22 protein-coding genes are annotated in these 25,800 nt (G+C 37.2%); 15 read left to right on the top strand and 7 right to left on the bottom strand.

Features of this window, described 5'->3' with window-relative positions:
- The 15 genes from ACZBKJ_RS06390 to ACZBKJ_RS06320 all read left to right on the top strand — a co-directional run bounded on the left by ACZBKJ_RS06390 (nucleotide 1) and on the right by ACZBKJ_RS06320 (nucleotide 16,797).
- Nucleotides 1-840 carry a segregation and condensation protein A gene (locus ACZBKJ_RS06390; protein ID WP_463200124.1) on the top strand — a complete coding sequence of 280 codons (840 nt, stop codon included), beginning with the start codon at nucleotides 1-3 and terminating at the stop codon, nucleotides 838-840.
- A 17-nt stretch (nucleotides 841-857) separates the two neighbouring features.
- Nucleotides 858-2,036, top strand: a complete 1,179-nt coding sequence (locus ACZBKJ_RS06385; RefSeq protein WP_463200123.1) for an Mrp/NBP35 family ATP-binding protein — start codon at nucleotides 858-860, stop codon at nucleotides 2,034-2,036.
- Between the two features lie 2 nt (nucleotides 2,037-2,038).
- On the top strand, nucleotides 2,039-2,383 hold the full coding sequence (locus ACZBKJ_RS06380; RefSeq protein WP_463200122.1) for a hypothetical protein: 345 nt from the start codon (nucleotides 2,039-2,041) through the stop codon (nucleotides 2,381-2,383).
- 83 nt (nucleotides 2,384-2,466) lie between these two features.
- Nucleotides 2,467-3,516: an ABC transporter substrate-binding protein gene (locus ACZBKJ_RS06375; RefSeq protein WP_463200121.1), complete on the top strand. Its 1,050-nt coding sequence runs from the start codon at nucleotides 2,467-2,469 to the stop codon at nucleotides 3,514-3,516.
- A 133-nt stretch (nucleotides 3,517-3,649) separates the two neighbouring features.
- Complete coding sequence (locus ACZBKJ_RS06370; protein ID WP_463200120.1) at nucleotides 3,650-4,171, top strand: DUF2059 domain-containing protein; 522 nt, start codon at nucleotides 3,650-3,652, stop codon at nucleotides 4,169-4,171.
- Between the two features lie 114 nt (nucleotides 4,172-4,285).
- Entirely contained in the window at nucleotides 4,286-6,364 is a 2,079-nt protein-coding gene (gene uvrB / locus ACZBKJ_RS06365) for an excinuclease ABC subunit UvrB (RefSeq protein WP_463200118.1), read from the top strand.
- Nucleotides 6,365-6,462: 98 nt separating this feature from the next.
- Nucleotides 6,463-7,314: an RnfABCDGE type electron transport complex subunit B gene (locus ACZBKJ_RS06360; protein ID WP_463200117.1), complete on the top strand. Its 852-nt coding sequence runs from the start codon at nucleotides 6,463-6,465 to the stop codon at nucleotides 7,312-7,314.
- A 54-nt stretch (nucleotides 7,315-7,368) separates the two neighbouring features.
- Nucleotides 7,369-8,658, top strand: coding sequence for a DUF2868 domain-containing protein (locus ACZBKJ_RS06355; RefSeq protein ID WP_463200116.1), 1,290 nt, complete (start codon nucleotides 7,369-7,371; stop codon nucleotides 8,656-8,658).
- A 321-nt stretch (nucleotides 8,659-8,979) separates the two neighbouring features.
- The gene (asd, locus tag ACZBKJ_RS06350) at nucleotides 8,980-10,098 is read left to right on the top strand and encodes an aspartate-semialdehyde dehydrogenase (protein ID WP_463200157.1); all 1,119 of its coding nucleotides are present in this window, start codon (nucleotides 8,980-8,982) and stop codon (nucleotides 10,096-10,098) included.
- 316 nt (nucleotides 10,099-10,414) lie between these two features.
- Nucleotides 10,415-11,719, top strand: a complete 1,305-nt coding sequence (locus ACZBKJ_RS06345; RefSeq protein WP_463200114.1) for a type IV pilus assembly protein FimV — start codon at nucleotides 10,415-10,417, stop codon at nucleotides 11,717-11,719.
- A 93-nt stretch (nucleotides 11,720-11,812) separates the two neighbouring features.
- Nucleotides 11,813-13,924, top strand: coding sequence for a FimV/HubP family polar landmark protein (locus tag ACZBKJ_RS06340; RefSeq protein WP_463200113.1), 2,112 nt, complete (start codon nucleotides 11,813-11,815; stop codon nucleotides 13,922-13,924).
- An 85-nt stretch (nucleotides 13,925-14,009) separates the two neighbouring features.
- The gene (locus tag ACZBKJ_RS06335) at nucleotides 14,010-15,014 is read left to right on the top strand and encodes an asparaginase domain-containing protein (RefSeq protein WP_463200112.1); all 1,005 of its coding nucleotides are present in this window, start codon (nucleotides 14,010-14,012) and stop codon (nucleotides 15,012-15,014) included.
- On the top strand, nucleotides 14,995-15,813 hold the full coding sequence (truA, locus tag ACZBKJ_RS06330; RefSeq protein ID WP_463200110.1) for a tRNA pseudouridine(38-40) synthase TruA: 819 nt from the start codon (nucleotides 14,995-14,997) through the stop codon (nucleotides 15,811-15,813). The genes ACZBKJ_RS06335 and truA overlap by 20 nt, the downstream gene beginning before the upstream one ends.
- A gap of 84 nt (nucleotides 15,814-15,897) precedes the next feature.
- Nucleotides 15,898-16,122, top strand: a complete 225-nt coding sequence (gene infA, locus ACZBKJ_RS06325; RefSeq protein ID WP_078306721.1) for a translation initiation factor IF-1 — start codon at nucleotides 15,898-15,900, stop codon at nucleotides 16,120-16,122.
- Between the two features lie 27 nt (nucleotides 16,123-16,149).
- On the top strand, nucleotides 16,150-16,797 hold the full coding sequence (locus tag ACZBKJ_RS06320) for an alpha/beta hydrolase (protein WP_463200109.1): 648 nt from the start codon (nucleotides 16,150-16,152) through the stop codon (nucleotides 16,795-16,797).
- Here ACZBKJ_RS06320 and ACZBKJ_RS06315 read toward each other — a convergent pair.
- The 7 genes from ACZBKJ_RS06315 to ACZBKJ_RS06285 form a co-directional block, all read right to left on the bottom strand.
- A complete protein-coding gene (locus tag ACZBKJ_RS06315; RefSeq protein WP_463200108.1) occupies nucleotides 16,789-18,051 on the bottom strand; it encodes a TIGR03862 family flavoprotein in 1,263 nt (420 codons plus the stop codon). The genes ACZBKJ_RS06320 and ACZBKJ_RS06315 overlap by 9 nt on opposite strands.
- Nucleotides 18,044-18,682, bottom strand: a complete 639-nt coding sequence (locus tag ACZBKJ_RS06310; protein WP_463200107.1) for a class I SAM-dependent methyltransferase — start codon at nucleotides 18,680-18,682, stop codon at nucleotides 18,044-18,046. The genes ACZBKJ_RS06315 and ACZBKJ_RS06310 overlap by 8 nt, the downstream gene beginning before the upstream one ends.
- Before the next feature lie 90 nt (nucleotides 18,683-18,772).
- A complete protein-coding gene (locus ACZBKJ_RS06305) occupies nucleotides 18,773-19,168 on the bottom strand; it encodes a DUF6636 domain-containing protein (RefSeq protein WP_463200106.1) in 396 nt (131 codons plus the stop codon).
- A 35-nt stretch (nucleotides 19,169-19,203) separates the two neighbouring features.
- Nucleotides 19,204-21,564 (bottom strand): phosphoenolpyruvate synthase, encoded by a 2,361-nt coding sequence (gene ppsA, locus ACZBKJ_RS06300; RefSeq protein ID WP_463200103.1) that lies wholly within the window; start codon nucleotides 21,562-21,564, stop codon nucleotides 19,204-19,206.
- A gap of 357 nt (nucleotides 21,565-21,921) precedes the next feature.
- Nucleotides 21,922-23,226, bottom strand: a complete 1,305-nt coding sequence (locus ACZBKJ_RS06295) for a GDSL-type esterase/lipase family protein (protein ID WP_463200102.1) — start codon at nucleotides 23,224-23,226, stop codon at nucleotides 21,922-21,924.
- A 29-nt stretch (nucleotides 23,227-23,255) separates the two neighbouring features.
- Nucleotides 23,256-24,323, bottom strand: coding sequence for an SGNH/GDSL hydrolase family protein (locus tag ACZBKJ_RS06290; RefSeq protein ID WP_463200100.1), 1,068 nt, complete (start codon nucleotides 24,321-24,323; stop codon nucleotides 23,256-23,258).
- 20 nt (nucleotides 24,324-24,343) lie between these two features.
- Nucleotides 24,344-25,759 carry an MBOAT family O-acyltransferase gene (locus tag ACZBKJ_RS06285; RefSeq protein ID WP_463200099.1) on the bottom strand — a complete coding sequence of 472 codons (1,416 nt, stop codon included), beginning with the start codon at nucleotides 25,757-25,759 and terminating at the stop codon, nucleotides 24,344-24,346.
- Nucleotides 25,760-25,800 lie beyond the last annotated feature (41 nt).

Below are 25,800 nucleotides of genomic sequence, written 5' to 3'. Positions count from 1 at the left end.
ATGAATAAAAAATCTGTAGTCCAGTTTTACGATATTAAAGATGTGCGTATTTTTGATACGCCCATCAATACATTGCCTAATGATTTATACATCCCCCCTCAAGCCTTTGCAATTTGGTTGGAACAATTTGCAGGGCCGTTAGATTTTTTATTATATTTGGTTAAAAAAAATAATTTTGATATTTTAGAAATGGCAATTTTACCCATTACTGAACAATATTTGGATTATATTAAAAATTTAGACGAAAGTTATTTTGAGTTGGCAGGTGATTATTTATTAATGGCAAGCACGCTTATTGCGATAAAAAGCGAATTATTACTACCTAAATCTAACCATATTAGTGATGAAATTAGCCCAAAAGCGCGCCTAATTCAGCGTTTAGAAGAATATGCTCAAATTAAAGAAACTGCTAAACAGTTAGATAATTTAATTCGTCTTGAACGCGACGTTTTTTTATCCTACATCAATCTACCACAAACCCATCAAAAACCCATTCAAAAATATTCGGCTCAACTACTTGTAGACAGCTTAATTACCATGCAAATCAAACCTGATTATCAAATGCATACGGTCAGCATTGACCCTGTACCCTTATCTGAACGCATTGCCAAAATTAGTTATTACCTAAGCCAGAAAGGCTGTGCAACTTTTCAAGAAATTTTAGATAAAAAACAAGGAAAAATTGGGGTTATTGTCAGTTTTGTAGCGGTTTTGGAATTGATAAAAAAAGGGTTTATTTTGTTGACTTATTCTGATTTAGATAATTCTACTACAGAAAATGCCTTAGAAAATAATACTAATTTAAATTGTCAAACGTTATATTGGCATCATCATTTATAAATGAGGAAAATTCAATCATGTTTAATCCATTTAAAAAAAATAAAATCAACGAAAAAGCAATTTATCAAATATTAGATGAATGCACTCTATACAATCAATCATTTCATCACTATATTGAGAAAAAAAATATTCATAATGATGTTTTAGATATTGATTTAATGATTGATACTGATATTTTGGATGTTGGTGATAACAAAAAAGCCTTGGAAGATTTATATCAAGCCATTTGTCTAAAATGTCAAAATCTAGGCATTCATGAAGTTAATTTTAATGTGGCTGTAGCAAAAAAATCATCTGCCAAGATTCATCATCCAGATTCATCCAAAAAAATTCCCACCCATACACCCATTGACAAACCCACTAAAACCGCTCCTAAACAAAAAGACATCCCTATGCACCCGCGCATTACCCACATTATTGCCGTTGCCTCAGGTAAAGGCGGGGTCGGTAAATCAACCACCAGTGTTAATCTTGCTTTAGCGCTCAAAAAACTTGGGGCAAGAGTTGGTATTTTAGATGCTGATATTTATGGCCCATCTGTGCCTGATATGTTGGGGGTAGCTGGCGTAAAACCACAAGTAGAAAATGAACAATTTGTACCAATTGAAGTTTATGGTCTTGCTACACTTTCCATTGGTAATTTGATTGATAGTGATAATACACCAATTGCCTGGCGCGGTTCAAAAGCCACAGGAGCGTTAATGCAGCTTTATGAACAAACCAATTGGCCAAATCTGGATTATCTAATCATAGACATGCCTCCTGGAACTGGTGATATTCAACTGACACTTGCCCAAAGAATTCCTATAACCGCAGCCATCATTGTAACCACACCACAACATATTGCTCTACTTGACGTCAAAAAAGGTGTTGAACTGTTTGGAAAAACTGACATCGCTGTCATGGGTATTGTGGAAAATATGGCTCTACACACTTGTAGCAACTGCGGTCATACTGAAGCAATTTTTGGTGAAGGTGGTGGTGATGAGATGAGTAAACTGTACAACATTCCGCTTTTAGGCAGATTGCCACTGGCTGCTGGTATTGGCAGACAAATTGACCAAGGCATACCAAGCGTTGTTGCTTACGATGGTCAAGGTGATGAATTTGCTCAATATTACATGCAAATTGCTCAAAACATCACAAAAAACATCCAGCCTTTTTCTAAAAAAACGGATAATAAGCGGATTTTTTAATTATGGATATAAATCATTTTTCTTTAAATATCATTAAATTATGTGAAAAACCTAATACTGCTTTAGCTGCCATTCATCAAATTTTGCAAAAAGGTCAGGTAAGCCAACATGCATTGATGGCAATCTATCAACGAGTAATGGCTGATAAAGACCAAGACGCAGCGTACTATTTAGCGGCACTTGCTCAAAAAAATGATGATTTGCCTTTTGAAGTACTGCCATTGATTTTGTTGGTATTTCATGGCGATGATAACAATGCCAAACTTGCTTTATGGGAAAAATTACCCAAATCAGCAAAAATAATTCTACAAGAACAAGGGGTTTGCTTAGAAAATTTTAATGCTTGACCGATATTTGGATTTAGCTTATATTGATGACTTTTTATTGGTAAATCTAACTTTAAAACTAGTTTAAAATCTGGAGCATCAGTATGTTTGACAGGCTACCCATCATTGCCTTATGCAGTGCATTATTATTTGGCTGCACCCAAGAAACTGCAAAACAAGAAAACACAAACGCCCCTAAAGAAATTCATAAAACTCTTGCCATTAGCGCCATTGTTGAACATCCATCACTGGATGACATACGTCGCGGGGTAATTGCAGGACTTGCCGAACAAGGCTATCAAGAAGGAAAAAACCTAACGGTTAATTTTCAATCCGCTCAAGGCAATATGGCAACCGCAGGACAAATTGCCAAGCAGTTTAGCGCTGACAGTCCTGATGCTATTGTTGCTATATCCACACCCAGCGCTCAAACTATCGCTGCTGCCACCCAAAGCATCCCAATTATTTACACCGCTGTATCCGACCCAGTTGCTGCAAAACTGATTGACGATAAAGGTATTGCCACTCAGAGCAACATCACAGGATTATCCAGCGAATTACCCTTAGAACCACAAATTGAGTTATTTCAAAAAGTAAAACCTGAAGCCAAACGCATTGGTTTTGTTTATAGTTCAGGCGAGATGAATTCAGTTTCTTTAAAAGAACGTCTAAAAGTTGAACTGCCTAAATATGGTATGGCTTTGGTGGACATTCCTATCAACCGCTCATCAGATGTTGCTGCTGCTACTCGCGCCTTAAGTGGACGAGCAGATTTGATTTACACATCGCTGGATAATAACGTTGCTTCAGCAATGGAAGCAATGGTTGGTGTTGCTAATGAATTAAAAATCCCTGTTATTGCATCTGATGAATTTTCAGTCAGACGTGGAGCAACGGCAGCGCTTGGAGTGAATGATTTTGATTTTGGATTAACCACCGCAAAATTAGTTGCCAAAAGCTTAGACGGCACGCCTGCCAATCAAATCAAACCTGAGGTAATGAATACACTGACCTTGTATGTCAGCCCAAAAAATGCTCAAAACCAAGGGGTGAGCTTATCTGATGAGCTTATCAAAACAGGTATGAATACCGACACTACACCAAGCAAAGCTGAACAAAAGCCCAGCGAGCAAACAGCAAACCAAAAACCCTAATAGATAAATAATTATCATTTGCCTATTTAATCAAAACCTGATAGGCTAATGATTTTTTTAACATCGTTTTTAAGATGGTTAAACCGATTTAATCATTTTGATGTTGTTTTGATATTAGTAACAAAGGTAGATTATGAAATTACTTAAAACACTTATGCTAACTAGTATGGTCATTTGCACTTCAGCTTTTGCTAGTCCTACTGACAAGTCAGTTGAAGAACTTGCCAAATACAGTTCGTATGAAAACTTATTTTATGCACAAATTAATGAGGCTTTAGTAGAAGACCGCATGAAATTAACATACATTGTAGCCAATGACCCAAAACTTAGTGACGAGGAACGCAAACAAGCAATTAAACTTTACGATGATTATGCTGAAGGTTTATTAAAAAGCTTGGATACACCAGAAACCAAAGCTTCTTTAAAAAAATCATATTTATCTGCTGCTAAAAGCGTATACAATCAAAAAGAAATTGATGCCCAACTTGCTTTTTATGGCAGTGTTGATGGACAAAACGCCCTAAAAAAAGAAGGGGTTTTATTGAGTACTTACCTAAAAAATGCTGAAGAGGCGAGTAAAAATACAGTAAAATCCTATGTGGATAAAAATCAAAAGAAAATGGAAGAAGCCATCAGCAAGATTCTTAAAAAGTAATTTATTTTCGTTAAATTTTGTTGCAAATAAGCCCACTAAATTTATTTCTAGTGGGTTTTATTTTAACTAAAAATCCTTATAATCGCTTTACTTTATTGCCGAATCTACCTTGTTATGAAACTACCCCAAAGCACGTACGAGCAAACAAAACAAAACCAGCTCAACAAACAACTTGATGATAAAAAAAATTCAAAATCATTTAAGATGATTTCATCATTTTCACCAAGTGGCGACCAGCCTGAAGCAATAAAACAGCTGGTTGATGGCATCACCCAAGGAAAAAAAGACCAACTGCTGCTTGGGGTTACTGGCTCAGGTAAAACCTATACCATGGCAAAAGTTATTGAAGCCTGTAATCGCCCTGCTATCATTATGGCGCACAACAAAACTTTAGCAGCCCAGTTGTATGGAGAATTTAAGGCCTTTTTTCCACACAATGCCGTAGAATATTTTGTTAGTTATTATGATTACTATCAGCCTGAAGCCTACGTGCCTGCATCAGATACATTTATTGAAAAAGATAGTGCTATTAATGACCATATCGACCAAATGCGATTGTCGGCAACACGAGCTTTATTGGAAAGACGAGATGCAATTATTGTAGTATCCGTTTCGGCAATTTATGGGCTTGGCGACCCTCAAAGCTATCTAAAAATGCTGTTTCATGTTGTGGTTGGTGATATCGTTTCACGCCAAGATTTAATCAAACGCTTGGTCGAATTACAGTATCAACGCAATGAACTTGATTTTGGACGGGGAACGTATCGGGTTTTTGGAGAAACGTTGGATATTTTCCCTGCTGAAAGTGAAAGTTTAGCAATACGCATTCGTTTATTTGATGATGAAGTAGAAAAAATCACTTGGTTTGACCCTTTGACCGGTAAAAGCATTAAAACAGTGCCACGCATTACCATCTACCCAAAATCACATTACGTTACCCCAAAAGAACAATTAGAAGCGGCAAGTCTTGCCATCAAAGATGAGCTTAATGAGCGATTGGAATATTTTAATAAACACAATAAACTGATAGAAGCTCAACGCATCAAAGAACGCACTCAATACGATTTGGAAATGATTACGCAGCTTGGCTATTGTAATGGCATCGAAAATTATTCGCGACATTTATCAGGCAGACCTCAAGGCGCCTGCCCACCCACTTTGTTTGATTATTTGCCCAAAGATGCACTGGTTTTTTTAGATGAAAGTCATGTTACCCTACCCCAAATTGGCGCAATGTATAAAGGCGATAGAAGCCGAAAAGAGACACTTGTAAACTATGGTTTTCGCCTGCCTTCAGCTTTGGACAATCGACCTATGACGTTTGAAGAATGGGAAAAAATCGTACCCACACGAATTTTTGTTTCGGCCACGCCTGCCGATTACGAATTAGTTCACGCTCAAAGCGTCATCGAACAAGTTGTGCGCCCAACAGGATTGGTTGACCCTGAAATTGAAATTCGTCCTGTTTTAACCCAAGTTGATGATGTGCTTGGAGAAATTAATCTTCGCAAATCTTTGAATGAACGTGTATTAATCACCACTTTAACCAAACGTATGGCAGAGGATTTAACCAGTTACTTAAAAGAATACAACGTAAAAGTCGCTTACTTGCATTCAGATATTGATACCGTAGAACGCATGAAAATTATTCATGAACTTAGAACGGGCGTGCATGATGTCCTTGTTGGCATTAACTTATTGCGCGAGGGTTTGGATATGCCTGAAGTATCTTTGGTAGCAATTTTTGATGCAGACAAAGAAGGTTTTTTGCGTTCAGAACGTTCACTTATCCAAACAATTGGTCGGGCAGCTCGACATATTCATGGTAAAGCTATTTTATATGCTGACACCATCACAAACAGCATGCAAAAAGCGATTGATGAAACCAACAGACGCCGAACCAAACAGCTTGCTTATAACGCCGCTCACAATATTACTCCAAAATCTGCCACACGTACCATCACTGATAAAATAGATACAGGCGAAGTAGAAAACGTTGCTAGCCCCACCATCAACATGGAGGCGCTTGGTGATATTGATGTTGATATTTTGTACAATCCAACGTTACTTGGCAAAGAAATCAATCGTCTTGAAAAGCGTATTAAAACGCTCTCTGCCGAACTCAAATTTGAAGAAGCAATAAAGGTGCGCGATAAACTACTGGCTTTAAAAGAAAAAACGCTTAAAGTTTAGTCATTTCTAACTAATTTTGTTAAAAATTGTTATAATAAGACAGTTTTGGTAGTTGTTGTCTTATTTTTGTTATTGTATTGTTATATTGATGGATTTTCATGATTACTTACACTGCTAATAAGTCCGCTAATTTGCCGATTTTATTTCACACTCTTAAAATTCAAGAGTTGCCAGAAAATCAGCAAATCGCCATCACCCAAATTGATGATGTCTTACCACAAACCCAATGTGGTCTATGCACACATCAAGATGGTTGTTTGCCTTATGCTTATAGCATTGTAGTAGATGCCCAAGCTCATAATTTGTGCATTCCTGGCGGTCAGGCGGTTACAGATGCGATTTTCGCCATTTTACAAAATCATGGCATAATGCGCGACAAACTACCTGCCACGTTGGGTAAATTTCCTTTAAATCCAACAACCCAACGCCCAAAAGCTGTACGTGCTGTTATTAAAGAAGAGGACTGTATTGGCTGCACCAAGTGTATCCCTGCTTGTCCAGTGGATGCAATTATTGGTACCGCCAAACACATGCACACCATCTTAACAGATTTGTGTACAGGTTGTGAATTGTGTCTACCGCCTTGCCCTGTAGATTGTATCAGCTTGGTTGATTTTGACGAAAATCCAAGCCATGAAGAACGTCATCAAAATCAGCAGCATTTACGTCAGCGTTACTATCGACATCTTGACCGTGTTGCTAAAAATATAACCAATGGCGCAAAACCTGTCGTTAGCACCGTAGAAAGCAGCTTAAGCAACGCCATCAATCAAAATGGGCAAACCGCACAAATCATTGATGAAAAAACAGCTAAAAACACCATTGAAATGGCAAAATTACGCAATCAAATCAAAAAATTTACCAAACAACTAGCTACAAGCGAAAATCCACAAATTCGCCAAAAGCTTGATGAAGCCACATTGAAATTAACTCAGCTGCAATCAGCTTAATTGTAAGTTGCTATTTAACCCAGTATCACCAATCTTGTATAAAAAGTTATCATTATGCAAAAGCTCAAATCCACCCAACACACCAATCTTATTCACAAACAATTAGATATGGTACGCCGCCTAGAAAATCAAAATTACATCTTTGCTACAAGCCCAAAAGATGCCACCAAAATCGCCAAAAATCTAGATGGTAGTGCCTTTGAACGCTGTGTAAAACGAGCTGAGCTGATTGATTCAGATGGTCATTTAAAAAATGCGTTACATCGAAATGAATTTTTGATGAAAATTGCCCGACGTGGTTATTACATTGCTTATTTTTTATTGGGATATCTTGCAGTTTTTGGGCTTTTAGGCACACAAATTGTCAGTTTCTTTTACGTATTTTTAAGCATTTTAGGTTTGCACACTCTTACGCTTTTTTGGTGGGTAATTAGACTTAAAAAACCCAAAAGTTATTCTTGGCTGTCTTTTATTTTTGATAAATTACGCCCCCAAAAACCGCTGGATAAAACCGCTTTTGATATTTATCAAGAAGAATTTTTTCAAAAAGACGGTGGTAAATGGCAAATTGGCAAACTGATTCACCAGGTGTGGCTGTTTGGGTTGTTTGGTAATTTATTGGCACTTTTGGGTTTGTTTTTGTTTAAAAGTTATGCTTTTATTTGGGAATCCACCCTATTAAGCAATGAGCATTTTGCACAAGCACTGTCACTTTTATCCATTATTCCTAGCTTTTTAGGTCTAAATGTACCAACAACGGCTGAGTTATTAAACAATCAAGCCACGCCTGCTAGTTTGGCTATTTTAATGATAGCAAGTGTGGTGCTGTATGGGATACTACCAAGATGTATCGCCTACTTGTACTGTGCCATCAAGGCTAAAGGCAGTTTTCGGATTGATAAAAACTTATTTTATTACGAAAATTTACTACGTCAATACAGTCAAACCATTATTGATAAAGATGATTATACACCCTCTCGTCCAAATCCTGCTAAAGCTGTTATTGATACCAAAACCAAATTGGTTGCAACACTTGAGCGACCTGCGATACACCAAAAATGGTATCAAGCTGGAGCAGGTACAGATGCCAAAAATGTTGGGGTGATTGATAGCAAAGACGATATTAGACAAGCTGTTACACTCGCTAATACACTAAATGCTCAAATTTATCTGGGTATTGATACGCATACATTGCCTGATAGAGGTGTTTTACGCAAATTTGATACGCTGGTGCAAGGCGGAAAACATGGATTGGTGGTAGAATTTTTTGGAGATGGTCAGCATCTGGGAGCATGGCATGAAGCGCTGGTTGCTCGCGGTGTCGCTGAAGTTCATCAGCATTGATAAAAAAACGTTAAATAAAACCCAATTTTAGTTCATGAAAATTGGGTTTGGGTGTAAAAAAACAAACAGTCCTTTATTACTTTATAGTAGAGTATGACTATTATATAAAACTTCATCATCTAAAATAGTCGTCAAAAACATCAAAGCTTGTCCGATTTATCTGACAAATTATCTTGTAAATTTGACAAATTTTTGAAAATTGATAAAAATACTTGATTTTTTGAAGATAACAGTGCATAGTTATCAGCCTTAGAGTAAATTGACTGTTTGGTTGTTGTTTTCTTTTTTGGCTTATAAGAGAGTGTAATTATGGCAGATAAAATGCTTGTTGGCTTAGTTGGTTGGCGTGGTATGGTTGGTTCAGTTTTAATGAACCGCATGGTAGAAGAAAATGATTTTACTCATTTTACTCCCATGTTTTTTTCTACCAGCAATGCAGGTGGCAAAGCGCCCAATTTTGGCGTTGATGCTGGCATATTGCAGGATGCTTATGACATTCAAGCCCTAAGCCAATGCGATGCCATTATTAGCTGTCAAGGCGGTGATTACACCAAAGAAATCCACCCAAAACTGCGTACGCAAGGCTGGAATGGCTATTGGATTGATGCGGCAAGTTCGCTGCGTATGGATGATGAAGCCATCATTATCTTAGACCCGGTTAATCGTGATGTGATTGATAACGCTCTAAAAAACGGTAAAAAAGACTTTATTGGTGGCAACTGTACAGTCAGTTTGATGCTCATGGCAATTGGTGAGCTGTTTCGTCGCGACTGGGTAGAATGGGTATCTGCCATGACCTATCAAGCGGCAAGTGGTGCTGGTGCCAATAATATGCGTGAGCTAATCTCTGGCATGGGCGCTTTACATAAAAGCGTCGCCGAAAATCTTGCCAACCCTGCTTCAGCAATTTTAGAGATTGATAAAATCATCGCACAAACTCAACGTTCAGATGCGTTTCCAACGCAGTATTTTGGTGCGCCTTTGGCTGGTAGTTTAATTCCCTACATTGATAGTCAGCTTGAAAATGGTCAATCTCGCGAAGAATGGAAAGGACAAGTAGAAACTAATAAAATCTTGGGTAAAACAGACGATAACCTTGTAAATATTGACGGTATTTGTGTCCGTATTGGCGCCATGCGTTGTCACAGTCAGGCGCTCACCATTAAATTAAAACAAGACATTCCTTTACAGCAAATTGAACAAGCATTGATTGACAGTAAAAATCCTTGGTTGGACGTTGTACCAAATGACAAAGCTCAAAGCATGAAACGCTTAACACCCGTTTCGGTTACTGGCACCCTAAATGTTGCCGTTGGTCGGCTTCGCAAGATGAATATGGGTGGTGAATATTTAACCGCATTTACTGTTGGCGACCAATTGCTTTGGGGGGCAGCTGAACCACTACGTCGTATGCTGGCTATCATTCAAGGCAGAATTTAATTATTTTTGCAGACCAAAAAACCTGCTAAACTTGGCGGGTTTTTTATTTATAATAAAATCATTCATTTATCACTTGTACAACAGAAAATTTTATGGCATGATGATTGCATAAAACTCAGTATTACCTTACCCAATCATTGCTGGTTTTTTAAGATATAGTTCAATTAAAAAGTCAGCTTAATTGATGCAGCTTAACCTAGTAAAGTTGCCTATCATCCCAAGCCATTGGTAATTGATTGTGTATTTTGTTATAAAATAGAAGTAAGCCGGTGTATATTCGGAAAAATATTAACTTTTAACCCCATAAAGGATAATTATGTCTTGGCACAAACCTCATCGTACCACTCTAATTCATCAAGCAGTACTTGTTTCTTTGCTTGGTACGTCCAGTCTTGCTGCTCATGCAGTAACTTTAGGTCAAGCAAATGTCACATCATCGCAAAATGAGCCTTTGTCTGCGACCATTGAAGTTACTGATATTGATGCTAAAAATTTCAACGCATCTGTTGCTACTGCCGATATTTATCAGCAACTTGGTTTAAGCGCAGACGCTAAAATTTCTGTACATTTTACTCCAACGTCAGCAACCTCAGGTCAAATTATCCTCAGTTCTAAAAGCCCAATTGCTACACCTTTTGCCGATGTTGTTTTAAATTTAAACAACAACGGCGAACAAGTGATTGAGCCACAGACCTTATTGATGCCACTACCTTCTGGAAGTTCGTTTACACTACCTGAAACCAACGGTCAAATTTTAGCATCTGACCCTTATCAAAACCTACCAATTGCAGGCGCATACGACACTTCTGATGCGATTGATACCGCTCAAACACCAACACCGCCAACTGTAGGTAAAAAATCCTCCAACAAAACCAAAGTTGAAAACACCAACGTTCAAGCTAGAACTTTAAAAGAGCAAGCACATCAACTTAAAGAAGTAGGCGAAACTGACGATTTTGACAACAGTCAAACCCCACAGGCTGGTACAGGCAGTTATAAAGTACAAAGTGGTGACAATCTTTGGAGTATTGCCAATCAAATCGCCAAGGCAAACAACTTAAAAGTTGGCGACGTGATGAAAGCCATTCATGCGGTAAATCCAGATGCATTCCAAGGCGGCAAAATGAGCCACCTAAAAGCCAATGCAAACCTACAACTGCCTGATTACAAAACCATTCCATCACAAAAGGCAATTCAAGAAGCAATCAATACCAAACGTCATGTTGAAAAACAAACAACCGCTCGCAGCACTCAAAAAGGCAAAAAGAGCGAGGTTCATCACAAGACAGGTAAAGCCATTAAAGCAGAAGTTCATCATCGCAAAAATGTTCATAAACCTGCAAGAAAAGCTCTGCCAAAAGCCCAGGTTACTTTGGTAACACCAACTCAACAAGGTAAAGCCACTGGTACGAACACTGTTGCGACACAAAATGCCAGCGCTGGTGGAACTGGTAATTTGGTTGGTACTTTACAAAATACCCGCCAAAAGACAGCGGCAAGCGCCAAGCGTGTTAATGGTTTAAACCAAGAATTGTCTGTTGCTGCTCAAAAATTGCAACTGCAAAACCAAAAATTAGCCGAACTAGAAGCTCGTTTAAAAACACTAAAAAATACAAAATAAATACGGGCGTGGTTTTAGCAAGCAGTTAAGGTGTGATACAATTCACCCTTAGCGGCTTGCTTTTATTTGGCGTTTTTGCTTATTGGAGATTTTATGAAAATTATACTTATATTAATCGCTATCATTTTGATTGCTGTGGGTGGATGGTTTATTGTACAGCACTTACAATCACGTAGACACACTCAGCCCAGACTAGCAGACGCCAACAAAACACTTAAAGTAAAGCGCGCCGAGCCTGCCATAGATACCCTTCCTGAACAACCAGACCCGTTGTCAAATGTGGATGTTTACTTACATAATCAAGATTATACATCTGCTGTTAGCGAACTAAAACGGATTTTAATGACTAATCCACGTCATATGGCAGCAATGCTGAAATTATTGCAAGTTTATGGTGTGACCAAACAATATGGAGCTTTTAATCAGTTACACCAAAAAATCCATCAAATTGCTGACCAAAAAACCATTCAAGAGGCGGATTTTTGTAAATCCTTAATTGATGAAGAGATGGTCAGTTTGCAAACTCAGACTGCAGCAAAACCAGAAGCCAATCGAGCACAAACTGCCAAACAAGATAAAATAGATATTGAGACACTGGAATTTGTCACTGAAGAAAAACCCATCCAAAAACCTACAACGCCCTCAAAAAGCTCCGCTATTACCGATGAAGAACCCATTTTGGATTTTTCATTAGATTTTGATGAACAACCATCTCAACCTACACAATCCGTTCAAACGTCAACATCTAAAAATAATGAACCTGAGATGCTTTTGGATTTGGATTTGTCATTTGATAATACCCAATCACCAACACTCAAAATCCAAAAACCTGCTGCCTCTACCAAAGATGATATTGATTTATTGCCATTAGACAATACAACATCTAAAAATGAGTTTTCTGTAGAACCAAATAAACCTACTTTTGATACACCAAATCTGGATTTAACCACAACAACGCCAAAACAACCTACTCTGGAAAATTCCCTTGAAGCAGAATTTGATTTTAATGATTTAAATCTTGATTTAGAAACAGATAAACCAGCAAAAATTGCTAAATCCAGTGATACATTAACAGAGTTTGACTCATTGTCATTATCTTCTGATTCAAAAATCAAGACAGAGGTTGAGCTTAAAAAAGAACAAACAACATTTGATTTTAGCGGACTGAGTTTAGAAACAACAGAGACTACCAGCCATCAGACATCGGTTCCAATAAAAGAGTTAGAAGCTCAAAAACCTCAAATCAAATCTGACGACAACAAAAATGATTCTGAAGAAGGTTTTGATTTTACGTTTGCCTTGGATTTTGACAAACCCAAATTGGATATTGCAGAAACAGATGTAAAAACTAAAGACTTAGTTCAAAATCAAGAAGATATTTCTAAAACCCATCATAATGATAAACCCCAAAATACATTTAATGATTTAAGCATTGATTTTGATTTTGATGAAAAAAATCTTCAAACATCGACCATAAAAGCGGACAATTCATTCACTGCAAATAACCAAAATACAGTTAAAGAAGACGCTAGCATCAATTTTGAAATGCCTATTATTGAGGTTACACCAGTACGTGTAGAAACTCAAATTGATAAAAATTTAGATAACATTGACTTTGCCAATGACAGCGCATTACAACAAACACAAACAACCACTGTTGAACCTTTAACCGTTGAACCCGTTTCTAAAGAAATCAACCATAACACTGACGACACTGCTAACGATTTATTGTTTAATGATGACAAGTTAGCTTCCAAACCTAATGATGAGTTTAGTTTTAATAGTCTTTCTTTTGATCACGTTACAGCCGATAAATCGTTGGAAATTCCTATTGAAATTAGCATCACACCAGAAACTGATGCGCTGGCTGCCGTTCAATCAGAAACGCCGATCATTGAAGTTCCAGTTGAAATTGTCAAAACTGCTGAAGAAGACAAAATTACTGTTAGTGAAACCATAACGGAAAAAGAGGTTGAAAAGCAACCAGAAGAGTCAACTCTTGCACCTTTTGGTGCAGAAACTGCTGATAACATTGGTGGTTTAGATAATATTACTGATGGCGTGGAAATTACATTGCAACTTGCCAAACAATATTTACAATTTGGCGAATATGATAGCGCAAAACGCCTATTAACTGAAGTAATCAATGATGGCAATTTGGAACAAAAAACCAGTGCCGAAGGTTTAATCATTAATTTGACCTAACAACTTACAGACACACTAAATCATTTGATGTTAGGGTGATTGATGTTATAATGGCAGCCAATTTTATCTAAAAATTGGCTGCTTGATGATTTTGGATTCCAATCTTGTTTATTTAATTTACGCAGGTGGCACCTTTGGTAGCCATGGCACACCCTTAAAACCTTTGCCATCACCTGTATTTTTACCGATTTTACAAGAACTCATTAATAAAAAAACCACTAATAAAGTCATGGTGTTAGACAATGATATTGTCAAAGATAGTAGCGCTTTAACGCCTAGTGATTTTGTGCACTTTTATCAGCTTATCAAAAATGCTTATCAAAAGGGGCTTAGACGCTGCGTATTATTAACTGGGACTGATAGCTTGAGTTTTGTATCCGCGTTTTTAGCGAACGCATTGGTAGATTTACCTGATTTAAGCCTTATCATTACAGGAGCCATGCAGCCACTACTTATCAGTGATGCCTTGCCTTATGTTATCAATGACGATAGTGATGCATGGCAAAATTTATCAAACTCCATTGCAAACCTTACCAATGTGGGTGTGATGGTGCATTTTTTTGGGCAAACATTTTGGGCAAATAATACCCAAAAATTGCACAGCCATGATAACAATGCGTTTGTTGGCACACCAATCCAGCAATCCACTACGCCAAAAGTTTATTCATATCCACCAACTCATCATGCCATTTTGACTAATCCCGAAAAAATAGACGCCATCAACATTCGTGCTATTTATTTATTACCAAACAACCCCAATCATTTGATTCACGAATTAAGTACTATTGAGCATAATGTTGATGCTGTTATTTTAATTGCCTTTGGAGCTGGCAATATTACAAAAACTGACAAATTGATTGCTCAATTAGAAAATTTATATCAACGTCAAATTCCTGTTATTTGCACGAGTATGTGCATGCTTGGCGGAGTAAGCACAACTTATCAGGCAGGCTCTTGGCAATACCAACACGGTGTTTTAAGTGGTGGCGAACTTGGTGTGGCAGGTATTTATGGAAAACTGCTATGGCTGATTGTCAGTGGCAATCTGAACGCATCTGCATGGAATGGTTATGAATCACCCTCAATTTAAGCAAACTTACGCCATTGGGATTGAATTTATTGGCACAGCTTATCGCGGCTGGCAGCGCCAAGAAGAAGTTATTAGCATTCAAGAAAAACTAGAAACCGCTCTATCCAAAATTGCCAATCACTCTATTGAGGTGATTGCTGCAGGCAGAACCGATGCAGGAGTTCATGCCAGCAATATGATTGCTCATTTTGTTAGTACCGCCAATCGCTCAGCTTATAACTGGATTCGCGGTGCTAATAGTCTACTTCCTGATGACATTGCAATTCGTTGGCTAATACCAATGCCGTCTGATTTTCATGCGCGGTTTTCTGCTATTGCTCGACGCTATCGTTATGTCACCTTAAATCAACCTTATCGCCCTGCTATTTTGCGTCATCAAGTTACCCATTTTTACGAGCCATTAAATGTTCCAAACATGAAAAAAGCCTGTCAACTGCTGCTAGGTACGCACGATTTTAGCAGCTTTCGGGCGGCGGCTTGTCAATCAAATCAGCCTGTTCGCACCTTGTCAAAGATTGATTTATTTTGTCATGGTGCGTTTTTGGTGTTAGATGTTCAGGCTGATGGGTTTTTACATCACATGGTTAGAAACATCATGGGAGCTTTATTTGCAGTGGGTACAGGACAAATGACCTTAGATGAATTAAAAACACTCATCCAAATTAAAAACCGCAGTCTAGCACCGCCAACAGCATCGGCTGACGGTCTTTATTTTATTAATGCTTATTATCCTGACAACTTTCAAAAAATGTTGCCTGATTTACCACTCACACCAACTTGGCTAAACCTACCGAAATAAAATCCAAATACCCTATTTATTTACATAGCTTTTTTTGTGATTTTAAGGTAGAATACGCATTTTTAATTTCTCATTTTGACACTTATGGCAAAAAAAGACGATATCATTGAATTTGAAGGCGAAGTTATTGACACGCTACCCAACACCCTTTTTAAAGTTCGCCTCGATAATGGGCATGAGATTATTGCTCATATTTCAGGTAAAATGCGCAAGCACTACATTCGCATTTTGACAGGCGATAAAGTCAAAGTTGAAATGACCCCTTATGATTTGAGCAAAGGTCGCATTACTTATCGCGGTAAAAACTAAATTTACCCGCCCTTGATGGGTTTTTCTATGACAACCACACCCACCATTTTAATCCATGGATTGCACCAAAATCGTTACGCCATGTATCCTTTGGCGTATCGTCTAAAAAAAGATGGTTTCACTGTACATTGCCATGGATATCATTGTCTAAAAGACGGTATCGCTACCCATTCTGAAGGTTTAAATGATTGGCTAAATATCCATCATAATCCAAATGCACCCTTAAATTTTGTTGCCCACAGTTTGGGTGGCTTGGTGCTGCGTGATTTTATCGCTCGTTACCCCAAATGGCAAATAGGGCGAGCGGTTACCTTAGGCACGCCACACCAAGGCAGTTTATGTGCTGACTATACCAAGCGTCTGATTCCTTGGCTTATTGGAAAATCCTACGAAGGAGCGCTTGATGGTCATTGCTTACCCTTACCTGAAGGGGTTGATATTGGCGTAATTGCTGGCAACAAACCTTATGGGTTGGGTTTACCATTCTTATTATACCATCAGTACAAACACGGTATAAAAAACGACCACGATGGTACGGTTTTTTTATCTGAAAGCATCTTACCAACCACAAGCGATTACTTGGTGATGCCTGTAACACATTCGGGTTTTTTAACCAATAGAAAAGTTGCCAAACAAGTAGGTTATTTTTTACAAAATGGTTGTTTTTTACGCTGATTTAGTTAATTTTAGATATTTTACTACGCCCTCTGCAGCAATTCGACCTGTAGCAAAACACGCAGTTAGTAAATAGCCACCAGTTGGCGCATCAAAATCGAGCATCTCTCCAGCACAAAAAACAAATGGATTGGATACTAATTGCAGATTATGGGTTAAGCTGTCTTTTTTAACACCACCACCAGTGCTAATGGCTTCGGCAATTGGGCGAAAGCCATCAAAATCGATTGGTAATTCTTTAATAAATTTCGCCATTTTATCACCATCTTGCCAATCATTTTTTGATGTACATTCCCTTAACACAGCGATTTTAACATCATCCAAACCAGTTTTACATAGTTTAGTATTTAAAGATTGTTTTGTTTGATGGCACAATATTTTTTTAATCTCATTAATGTGTTTATTGGGCAATAAATCCAGATAAATGGTTATTTTATGATTTTTATTGAACTGTGTTCTCATTTTCTGATTATAATAATAAATCAACCCACTTTCCATACCATAATGGCTAATAATAATATCACCATGTTTCTTTTCGGCATTTTTAGCTTCTGTTTGCAGCCAAATATCAACACGTTTTAATGGTTTTCCAAAATATATTTTCATATAATCTGACCATGTCTTTGTAATACCTACATTACTTGCATACAAAGGACTGATTTGTTTTTTATCAAACCAATGCTGCCAAATACCGTTACTGCCTAACTGGGGGTAAGAAACGCCACCACAAGCCAAAATAATCGCATCAAATTTTTTATTCATAAAAATACTTTCTTGGTTATTTTGTTTTATTAAAAATCTTAATGTATTTTTATCAATTTCAATGCAAGAATGACGATAAAAAAAGTTTACATTATGTTTTAGTAAACGTAAAAGCCATGCTCGTAAAAATTTAGATGCTTTCATCTCAACGGGAAATACACGGCCCGACGAACCAATATAAGTTTGAATCCCAAGCTTGTCAAACCAACGTATTAGCCACTGATTAGAATACTTATACAGAAAAGGCGTTAGCCAATCTTTTGGTGTATAACGACGGACAAACTCGGTCATTGGTTCACTATGGGTAATGTTTAAACCTGTTTTGCCTGCCCATAAAATCTTTCGCCCTGCGCTTGGCATTTGCTCATAAACTTCCACATTGACATTATACTCAGCCAAAAAATCTGCCGCCATCAAACCGCCTGCACCTGCCCCAATAATTGCAACGGTTTTTTGAGTGAAATTTTGTTTTGTATTTTGAGAATTATTCATTATTTAGTCCAAGTGGCAATATCTTATCAAAACGAGTTTGGTAATGCGTAGGTTTAGTGATGATTAATTCTTGACACATCTCACCTCTTTGCAAATATTTTATTTCAAAATGCGTTCTTTTAGAGTCTTTTGGAATGTTTATTTTTTGATAATTCAAACACCATGTTTCTTTTAATAATTGTTCTGCTTCATTGATATATTCAGTTATATTGCTTGCCAAAATAATTTGCCCATTGTCTGTTAAACGTGATAATAAAAATTCAAAAAATGGCATATTTAAAAAACGCTGATTTTTATTATGTGGTTCTGGATTGGGATATAAAATAAAACATTGTTTAATTTGTTGAGGAAAAACACCATAAACCACCCATGAAATTGCATCAGCATGGATAGGAATAAGATTATTGTATTTGGCTTGTTTGGCAAGTTTATCAAAAGTATGAAATTTTTCTGCCGTTCGTTCGATAGCGTATAAAGTTTGCTGCGGATTTTGATTGGCAAATAACAGCGCGTGTTTGCCCTTACCTGCACCAATTTCTAAATATATGGGTGTGTTATCAATTGGCACAAATCCCTTTGGAGCATGTAAAGCGTATGGATTAAATAAGCGCTTAAAATGATGACTTTTCATATTGTCTCTTTATCAATTTAAAACACCTATTATAAAATAGGCCAACAAAAAAGACAGCTAATTACAGCTGTCTTTTTGATGCATGATGAATCAAAATAGAGTTTGTTTTTTGCGGTTTAGTGTAAACCCATGACCTTGGTTGTTTTTACATGTCATGCCTGTTTTTTCATTCATGCACTGCCATCCACTGCCTTTTATTGAGCTACCATAAGACAAGGTCTTTACACCTTGTGTCTGAAAAGGATAGTCAAAACTACACTCTATTTTTGCCTTACCACGAGCCTCCAAAGAAAACATATCACCCCAATCACCATCACAGTCTTTTGGTTTGGGAAGAGCGGGTTTTTTATTGTCTTGTTTATGCAAATGGCACATTAACATACCACCAATATCACCACAGATGACATTACCATCAGGCGATTGAAAATCAGCAAAAGCATTAGAACCACATATTGCCAAGAAACAAATCAAAGCCACCTTTTTCATACGTTTCTCCTTAGTAGGCTGATTAAAAGAACCAACTATTTGGCTAAAAACAACCAAGTATCAAGCACTGTATCAGGGTTTAATGATACTGAACTGATGCCTTGCTCCATTAACCATTTTGCTAAATCTGGATGGTCAGAAGGTCCTTGACCGCAGATACCAACGTATTTACCTTGTTTTTTACACGCTTCAATCGCCATGGATAATAGTTTTTTCACCGCTAAATCACGCTCATCAAACAGATGCGACACAATACCGCTATCACGGTCAAGCCCTAAAGTTAGTTGGGTTAGGTCATTTGAGCCAATGGAAAAACCATCAAAATATTCTAAAAATTCATCGGCAAGTAAGGCATTAGTTGGCAACTCACACATCATAATGATTTCCAATCCATTTTCACCACGTTTTAATCCGTGTTTTTCCAAAAGTTCAATGACTGCTTTAGCACCTTTGGTAGTACGCACAAATGGAATCATAATTTTGATATTGGTTAAACCCATTTCATCGCGTACGTATTTTAAAGCGCGACATTCAAGCTCAAAACAGTCAGCAAAATTTTCTGACACGTAGCGGCTGGCTCCACGAAAACCCAACATGGGGTTTTCTTCTGATGGTTCATACAATTTACCACCAATTAAATTAGCATATTCATTGGATTTAAAATCACTCATACGCACAATTACAGGTTTATCACGAAACGCCACACCCAGTGTTGCAATGCCTTCAATTAATTTATTGATGTAAAAATCTATAGGTGATGGGTAGCCAGCAATGCGTTCGTTGATTGCTAAAACCACTTCTTGGGGTAGGCTGTCCATATTTAACAAGGCTTTTGGATGCACGCCAATCATACGGTTAATAATAAACTCAAGCCGAGCAAGACCAACGCCTTCATTAGGAATCTGTGCAAAATCAAACGCTCTGTCAGGGTTGCCTACGTTCATCATAACCTTAAAGGCTAGTTCTGGCATAGCATCAATGGTATTAGACTGCATTTCAAAATCTATCAGCCCTTCATACACAAACCCTGTGTCACCTTCAGCACAAGAGGCTGTTACTTCTTGCCCTTCAGTTAAAGTCTCTGTTGCATTACCACAACCAACAATTGCAGGCACGCCAAGCTCACGAGCAATAATTGCCGCATGACAAGTTCGTCCACCGCGATTGGTAATAATGGCACTGGCGCGTTTCATTACAGGTTCCCAATCTGGATCGGTCATATCCGAAACCAAAATATCGCCATCTTCCACTTTGCTCATTTCGGCTAAATTATGCACGATGCGAACTTTGCCACTGCCAACACGTTGACCGATGGAACGCCCTTCAGTTAATACTTTCGCACCCTTAGAATTAATTAAATAGCGTTCCATTTTGCCTTTGTCTTGGCGAGATTTTACTGTTTCGGGTCGAGCTTGAACAATAAAAATTTCACCCGAATCGCCATCTTTTGCCCATTCCACATCCATTGGGCAGCCATAGTGCTTTTCAATAATCATGGCTTGTTTGGCAAGAACACACAATTCATCATCGCTTAATGCAAATTGACTGCGGTCTGCTTTTTCTACCTCAACAATTTTGGTGGATTTAGCGGTACTGCCTTCATCACCATAAACCATTTTACGCTCTTTAGAACCTAGGTTACGACGAATGACTGCGGGACGATTTTGGTCCAATAAAATTTTTGAAACATAAAACTCATCAGGGTTTACAGCCCCTTGAACCACCATTTCGCCCAAGCCATAACTTGCTGTAACAAAAACCACTTCATCAAAACCACTTTCGGTATCAATGCTAAACATCACCCCTGATGTTCCAGTTTCAGAGCGAACCATACGCTGAACACCTGCTGACAACGCCACGCCTTGATGCTCAAAACCTTTATGCACCCGATACGCAATTGCACGGTCATTATAAAGGCTAGCAAATACTTCCTTGATGGCGACAAGTACGTTGTCAATGCCGCGAATATTTAAAAAAGTTTCTTGTTGACCTGCAAAAGATGCATCGGGTAAATCTTCAGCTGTCGCCGATGAACGCACTGCAACTGCCACATCTTCGCCACCTGTAAGCTCTTGATAAGAATGACGAATTTCATCTTCTAAAGACTTAGGAAGCGTTTGTTCAATTACCCATCCACGAATTTTTTTACCTGTAGCGGCCAGCGCTTCTACATCATTAACATCCAATGTATGAAGCTCGGCATTAATTTTATCCAAAAGTCCAGTTTCATTTAAAAAACAATTAAATGCGTCAGCAGTTGTTGCAAAACCGTTAGGAACATTGACACCCAAAGGCTGCAGATGGCTAATCATCTCCCCTAAAGATGCGTTTTTACCGCCAACAATTTCTACATCGTGTCTGCCAAGTTGGTTAAAAGGAATTACTTGAGTGGTCATACACTGCCCCAATTAAAAAATATTATCATTAAAAACTAGTCGCCAAGATTATAACGATAATTTTAAGACTTCTCAATTTTATTTTATATAAAAATGGCTATATTTTTAAAAAAAATACTTACTTTATCTAAATACCGCCAAGCATTAATTTTAAGACAATCAAAAAATAATATTGAAAGAAAAAATTAATTTATTACACGACGCTTTTATCTTTAAAATCATAAAATATTTGATTAATTCTTGATTAAATACTAATAAAATCAACCATGATACAACTTAAACTGATTCGATATATCAAAAAAATAGGCAATCCAAGCCATTGGATTACCTAAATAATTGTTATAGAATTTAGATGATTTATTCACGAATAAAAATTCTACCATTACCATTTGGCTGACTAATAAATCCTGAGCCGTGATTTTTTGGTATATTAATTGGGATTGGGTCTGGTTTAATTTGTCCGCCATGGCTCACCGTTGGAGTTGTTGGCACATAAGGCTGTCCACCCAAACGTCCAAAACTTAGCAAATCATCCGCCAAAATCTGACCTAGCGCTGTGTAGCCTACCGCACTAAAATGCACCCCGTCTTTAGATGCTCTACCACTATTAATCCATGATTTCATTGAACAGTTGCCGCCCATTGCGCCCTGCCAGTCCCAATATAGTGTGCGTTCATTTTGAGCAACTTCTCTTTGTGCATATTGAATCGCAGTTAAATTATTGGGACGCGTACCACAGCCACCACTTGTGCCTCTCAACGATTCTGGCGCGCCTAATACCAAGATTGCTGAACGCGGTGTCGCTTGGCGGACTTCACGAATTTTTTGAGTTAAAACCGAACGAACGGTCTCGGCTGAAACATTATTATATGCTTCATTTGTCCCGTAAGCGAACACCACTAAATTTGGTGATATTTTACCCAATTCACTTTGCCAAGCGTTTTTATTCCAACGACTCCAATGGGAAAGCTCTGCTCCATTGATTCCAATTGCTGAAACCGTTGCGCCGCTACCTGTAGCGCTCAGCGCCCACCAACCGCCAATATCCGTATTTCGTGCGCCATCATTGTAGATGGTAATGGGCAATTTTGCATCAAAAGATACCAGCTGCCAAGTATTGTTTTTATGAGGTACTTCTATATTAATCATACGTCCTGATGCGTCCGTTACAGTAAACTTACCATCACTGGGTGCTTGTTTAATACTGACCAACATTTTTTGCATGGGTTCGGCTTGTTTGGCTTTAAGCGTCAACGTTGCTCCTAAACCATTAGGTCTGGCAATCAGCCCACCTGCGGTATAATCACCACTTTGAACCGTACGGCTAGAAACTGGAGAAAAGTTTTTGTTATCATAGCCAAATCTTGCCATTCTTTGACCACTAAAATACATTGGCATTGCCCAGCCCATACCGCCTTTACCAAGCACACTTTGCAAACGCTCTCTTAACGCTTCAGTCATAGTATCACCTGCGGTATGTGAGTCACCAAACTGTACAATATGTACATTTTGTTTACTGATGGCTTCTTGAAAACTTGCCGCCTTAGGGTCACCAAAATTAACCAAATATCCAGCGCTAGCAGCTTGCATACCCAAAGTCAATGCTGATAAAAAAAACAGTGATTTTTTAACCAGTTTATCAAAGACAATACAACTTAACATAACACAACTCATCATTTATTATCAAAAAATTATTTTATAGTTAAATATGATAACACTTCATTAGCAAGAATTTGTTGCCCTTGTGGTGAAAAATGAATACCATCACTACTGCGTGTTTTAATTTTTTTATCATTTTGTAACAAATAATCACTATAAATATTCGAATCACCACCCATGATTGGTCTAGAATCAATCACTTTCACATTATGACGGTTTAACTCTTCGTTCATAACTGAAATCAGGCGAATCATTTGTTCATTCAGTGATGATTTTTTCATATTTGGCGGAGTAATCCAAATCACACCTACCTTTTTTTCTTCTGCAAAATTAATAATTTGGGCAATTCGTGACTGATATTCTTGATTCCATTCTGGACTATTAAATTTTAAATAAGCACCACCACTTGCTTTTGGCATATCCCATGGGTCATTAGGCCCAAGCATAACCATCAAAACTTGAATATCCGAATGCTCCATTAACGTTTTTTTAATGGTTGCTGGCCAATCAAAAAATTTAGGGTATGCCAAACCAGTACTTTGTTTGCTTAAATTAATAGATTGAATTTGTTGATTTTGCAAAGATTTTTGCATATATGGCGCGATGCCCTGCATCATAGAATCACCAGCAAACAATACTTTTTTAGATTTATCTACGGTTAATAAGGTTTGCAATTGTTCTTGTTTTTGGCTAGATAGCATTTGTTGATTTTTCAATGCTTCTTCTGCTTGTCTCTTTATTGCCTCTTCTTGCTGCTTTTTTTCCAAAAATACTTTATATTCTGGCGTATAGGCATAATTTTCATTAAAATCATCAATTACATTTTGATTATAAGCCTGAATATTATCTGCTAAATTATCACGAGCATCGTAAAAAGTTTTTCCAATTTCTGCTCCAGCAAGCCAAATCGGGTGATCAATATTTTCCAGCGGGCTATTTTTATGATAAGTTTGGCTATAATACGAATTAATGGAGTTTTGCATAATCCAAAACGACAAAACTAATGCACCCATCAAGAAAAATAAAATTAAAATTACATGATAAAAACTTGTATCTTCATCATTGTAATCATCATCAAAGTCATCATGTAACGTATTCATTTATCAATTCCAGCCATGAATTAAAAGTTTGCATAAATAAACCCAGGAATACCAGAAGGCGCAAAAACCACAATTATCATAAATAAAATAAACAGCAAAACATAGGAAATAATACTAGGAATTCTTATCATGATATGATAAATGCTTTTCATAATTGATTTAGAAAAAGGATAAATCATCCAAGCAATTGATAATATAAATAACAAATATAAAGGGTTGTTTACCCAAGCAACATTGATGTAATTATAAACTAAAGATTCAAAAATCAATCTGGATTCATCAAACGTTGTTGCTCTAAAAAATACAAAGGCAAAGGCAACAAAATGAACAGTGATAATAACACTGATGATTTTTCCAAAAACCCCACTATTTGCTAAAAAATTTCTTTGCTTTTTTTGACCTGATAGGATTTGACATATTTTATCACCAATATTTAATAAACTAATCGCTACACCATGCAGAAGCCCCCATAGTAAAAAATTAATAGTTGAACCATGCCAAATACCTGATAATCCCATAGCAATGATTAGATTAATTTGTGTTCTGTTAAGCCCTTTTCTACTGCCACCCAAAGGAATATAAATGTAATCTCGAATCCAAGTTGATAAGCTAATGTGCCACCTATCCCAAAATTCTCGAATATTATGCGCTAATAATGGCTGATCAAAATTCATGGGGATTTTAAACCCCAATAATAAAGCAAATGCTACCATCATTTCACTATAGCCTGAAAAATCCAAAAATAACTGCAAAGTATAACCATAAATTGCTGTTAAAATCTCTAAACTATGAAATCCTTCAGGATTTGCAAATACAGGATTTACCCAGATATCTGCCAGATAAGAAGCCAGCCACCATTTTTTTAATAATGCCAAAATCAACAATGAAAAGGCTAAGATTGGTAGTAAAGGTTTTCTTGGCGATTGGACTGTAATCTGTTCATACATACCACATGGATTGCCCTGTACATCATTTAATCCTTTGGTATTGTCGATGCGCGCAATTGGTCCTGCACTAATGGTCATAAAAGATGAAAAATAAACGCACGTCTGTAAAAATGTCAGGCTTTTTGGGTTATCTGTATTTTTATATGTGGTGTGTAAATAACTGATTGCCTGAAAGGTATAATAAGAAATACCCAAAGGAAAAATGATATTAACCAAAATGTATGAGCTATCCAAATTATAAGACTCTAACATCGTACGAATATTGGTAGCAAAAAAATCATAATATTTAAATAAGATTAAATTTATTAAAGATAATAAAATACCTACAATAAACCAGCCCTTACCTGCCGAATGAATTTCTTCAGGTTCTATTTCTTTTTCATCAATCAATTCTTGATATGCTAATTTTGTACGATAAATTTTTTGATTAATTATAAAAATAAATAAAGTAAAACCAGCTAAAATACTAATTGCCAGCCAACCTGCCATTTTATAAACAACAAAATAACTAAATAATAGTAATAAGAAAT

It is taken from the genome of Moraxella sp. I5G (assembly GCF_055193055.1).
The sequence above is the reverse complement of the archived record's forward strand: the minus strand, read 5'-3'. Positions and strand labels throughout refer to the sequence as shown.

Bases quoted from the DNA above. Each gene is read 5' to 3' on its own strand.
- ACZBKJ_RS06285 (WP_463200099.1), bottom strand. From the start codon at position 25,759: ATGGCAGGTTGGCTGGCAATTAGTATTTTAGCTGGTTTTACTTTATTT.
- asd (WP_463200157.1), top strand. From the start codon at position 8,980: ATGCTTGTTGGCTTAGTTGGTTGGCGTGGTATGGTTGGTTCAGTTTTA.
- infA (WP_078306721.1), top strand. From the start codon at position 15,898: ATGGCAAAAAAAGACGATATCATTGAATTTGAAGGCGAAGTTATTGAC.
- ACZBKJ_RS06335 (WP_463200112.1), top strand. From the start codon at position 14,010: ATGATTTTGGATTCCAATCTTGTTTATTTAATTTACGCAGGTGGCACC.
- ACZBKJ_RS06315 (WP_463200108.1), bottom strand. From the start codon at position 18,051: ATGAATAATTCTCAAAATACAAAACAAAATTTCACTCAAAAAACCGTT.
- ACZBKJ_RS06345 (WP_463200114.1), top strand. From the start codon at position 10,415: ATGTCTTGGCACAAACCTCATCGTACCACTCTAATTCATCAAGCAGTA.
- uvrB (WP_463200118.1), top strand. From the start codon at position 4,286: ATGAAACTACCCCAAAGCACGTACGAGCAAACAAAACAAAACCAGCTC.
- ACZBKJ_RS06295 (WP_463200102.1), bottom strand. From the start codon at position 23,226: ATGTTAAGTTGTATTGTCTTTGATAAACTGGTTAAAAAATCACTGTTT.
- ACZBKJ_RS06320 (WP_463200109.1), top strand. From the start codon at position 16,150: ATGACAACCACACCCACCATTTTAATCCATGGATTGCACCAAAATCGT.
- ACZBKJ_RS06390 (WP_463200124.1), top strand. From the start codon at position 1: ATGAATAAAAAATCTGTAGTCCAGTTTTACGATATTAAAGATGTGCGT.
- ACZBKJ_RS06355 (WP_463200116.1), top strand. From the start codon at position 7,369: ATGCAAAAGCTCAAATCCACCCAACACACCAATCTTATTCACAAACAA.
- ACZBKJ_RS06370 (WP_463200120.1), top strand. From the start codon at position 3,650: ATGAAATTACTTAAAACACTTATGCTAACTAGTATGGTCATTTGCACT.
- ACZBKJ_RS06310 (WP_463200107.1), bottom strand. From the start codon at position 18,682: ATGAAAAGTCATCATTTTAAGCGCTTATTTAATCCATACGCTTTACAT.
- ACZBKJ_RS06375 (WP_463200121.1), top strand. From the start codon at position 2,467: ATGTTTGACAGGCTACCCATCATTGCCTTATGCAGTGCATTATTATTT.
- ACZBKJ_RS06290 (WP_463200100.1), bottom strand. From the start codon at position 24,323: ATGAATACGTTACATGATGACTTTGATGATGATTACAATGATGAAGAT.
- ACZBKJ_RS06340 (WP_463200113.1), top strand. From the start codon at position 11,813: ATGAAAATTATACTTATATTAATCGCTATCATTTTGATTGCTGTGGGT.
- ACZBKJ_RS06380 (WP_463200122.1), top strand. From the start codon at position 2,039: ATGGATATAAATCATTTTTCTTTAAATATCATTAAATTATGTGAAAAA.
- ACZBKJ_RS06385 (WP_463200123.1), top strand. From the start codon at position 858: ATGTTTAATCCATTTAAAAAAAATAAAATCAACGAAAAAGCAATTTAT.
- truA (WP_463200110.1), top strand. From the start codon at position 14,995: ATGAATCACCCTCAATTTAAGCAAACTTACGCCATTGGGATTGAATTT.
- ppsA (WP_463200103.1), bottom strand. From the start codon at position 21,564: ATGACCACTCAAGTAATTCCTTTTAACCAACTTGGCAGACACGATGTA.
- ACZBKJ_RS06360 (WP_463200117.1), top strand. From the start codon at position 6,463: ATGATTACTTACACTGCTAATAAGTCCGCTAATTTGCCGATTTTATTT.
- ACZBKJ_RS06305 (WP_463200106.1), bottom strand. From the start codon at position 19,168: ATGAAAAAGGTGGCTTTGATTTGTTTCTTGGCAATATGTGGTTCTAAT.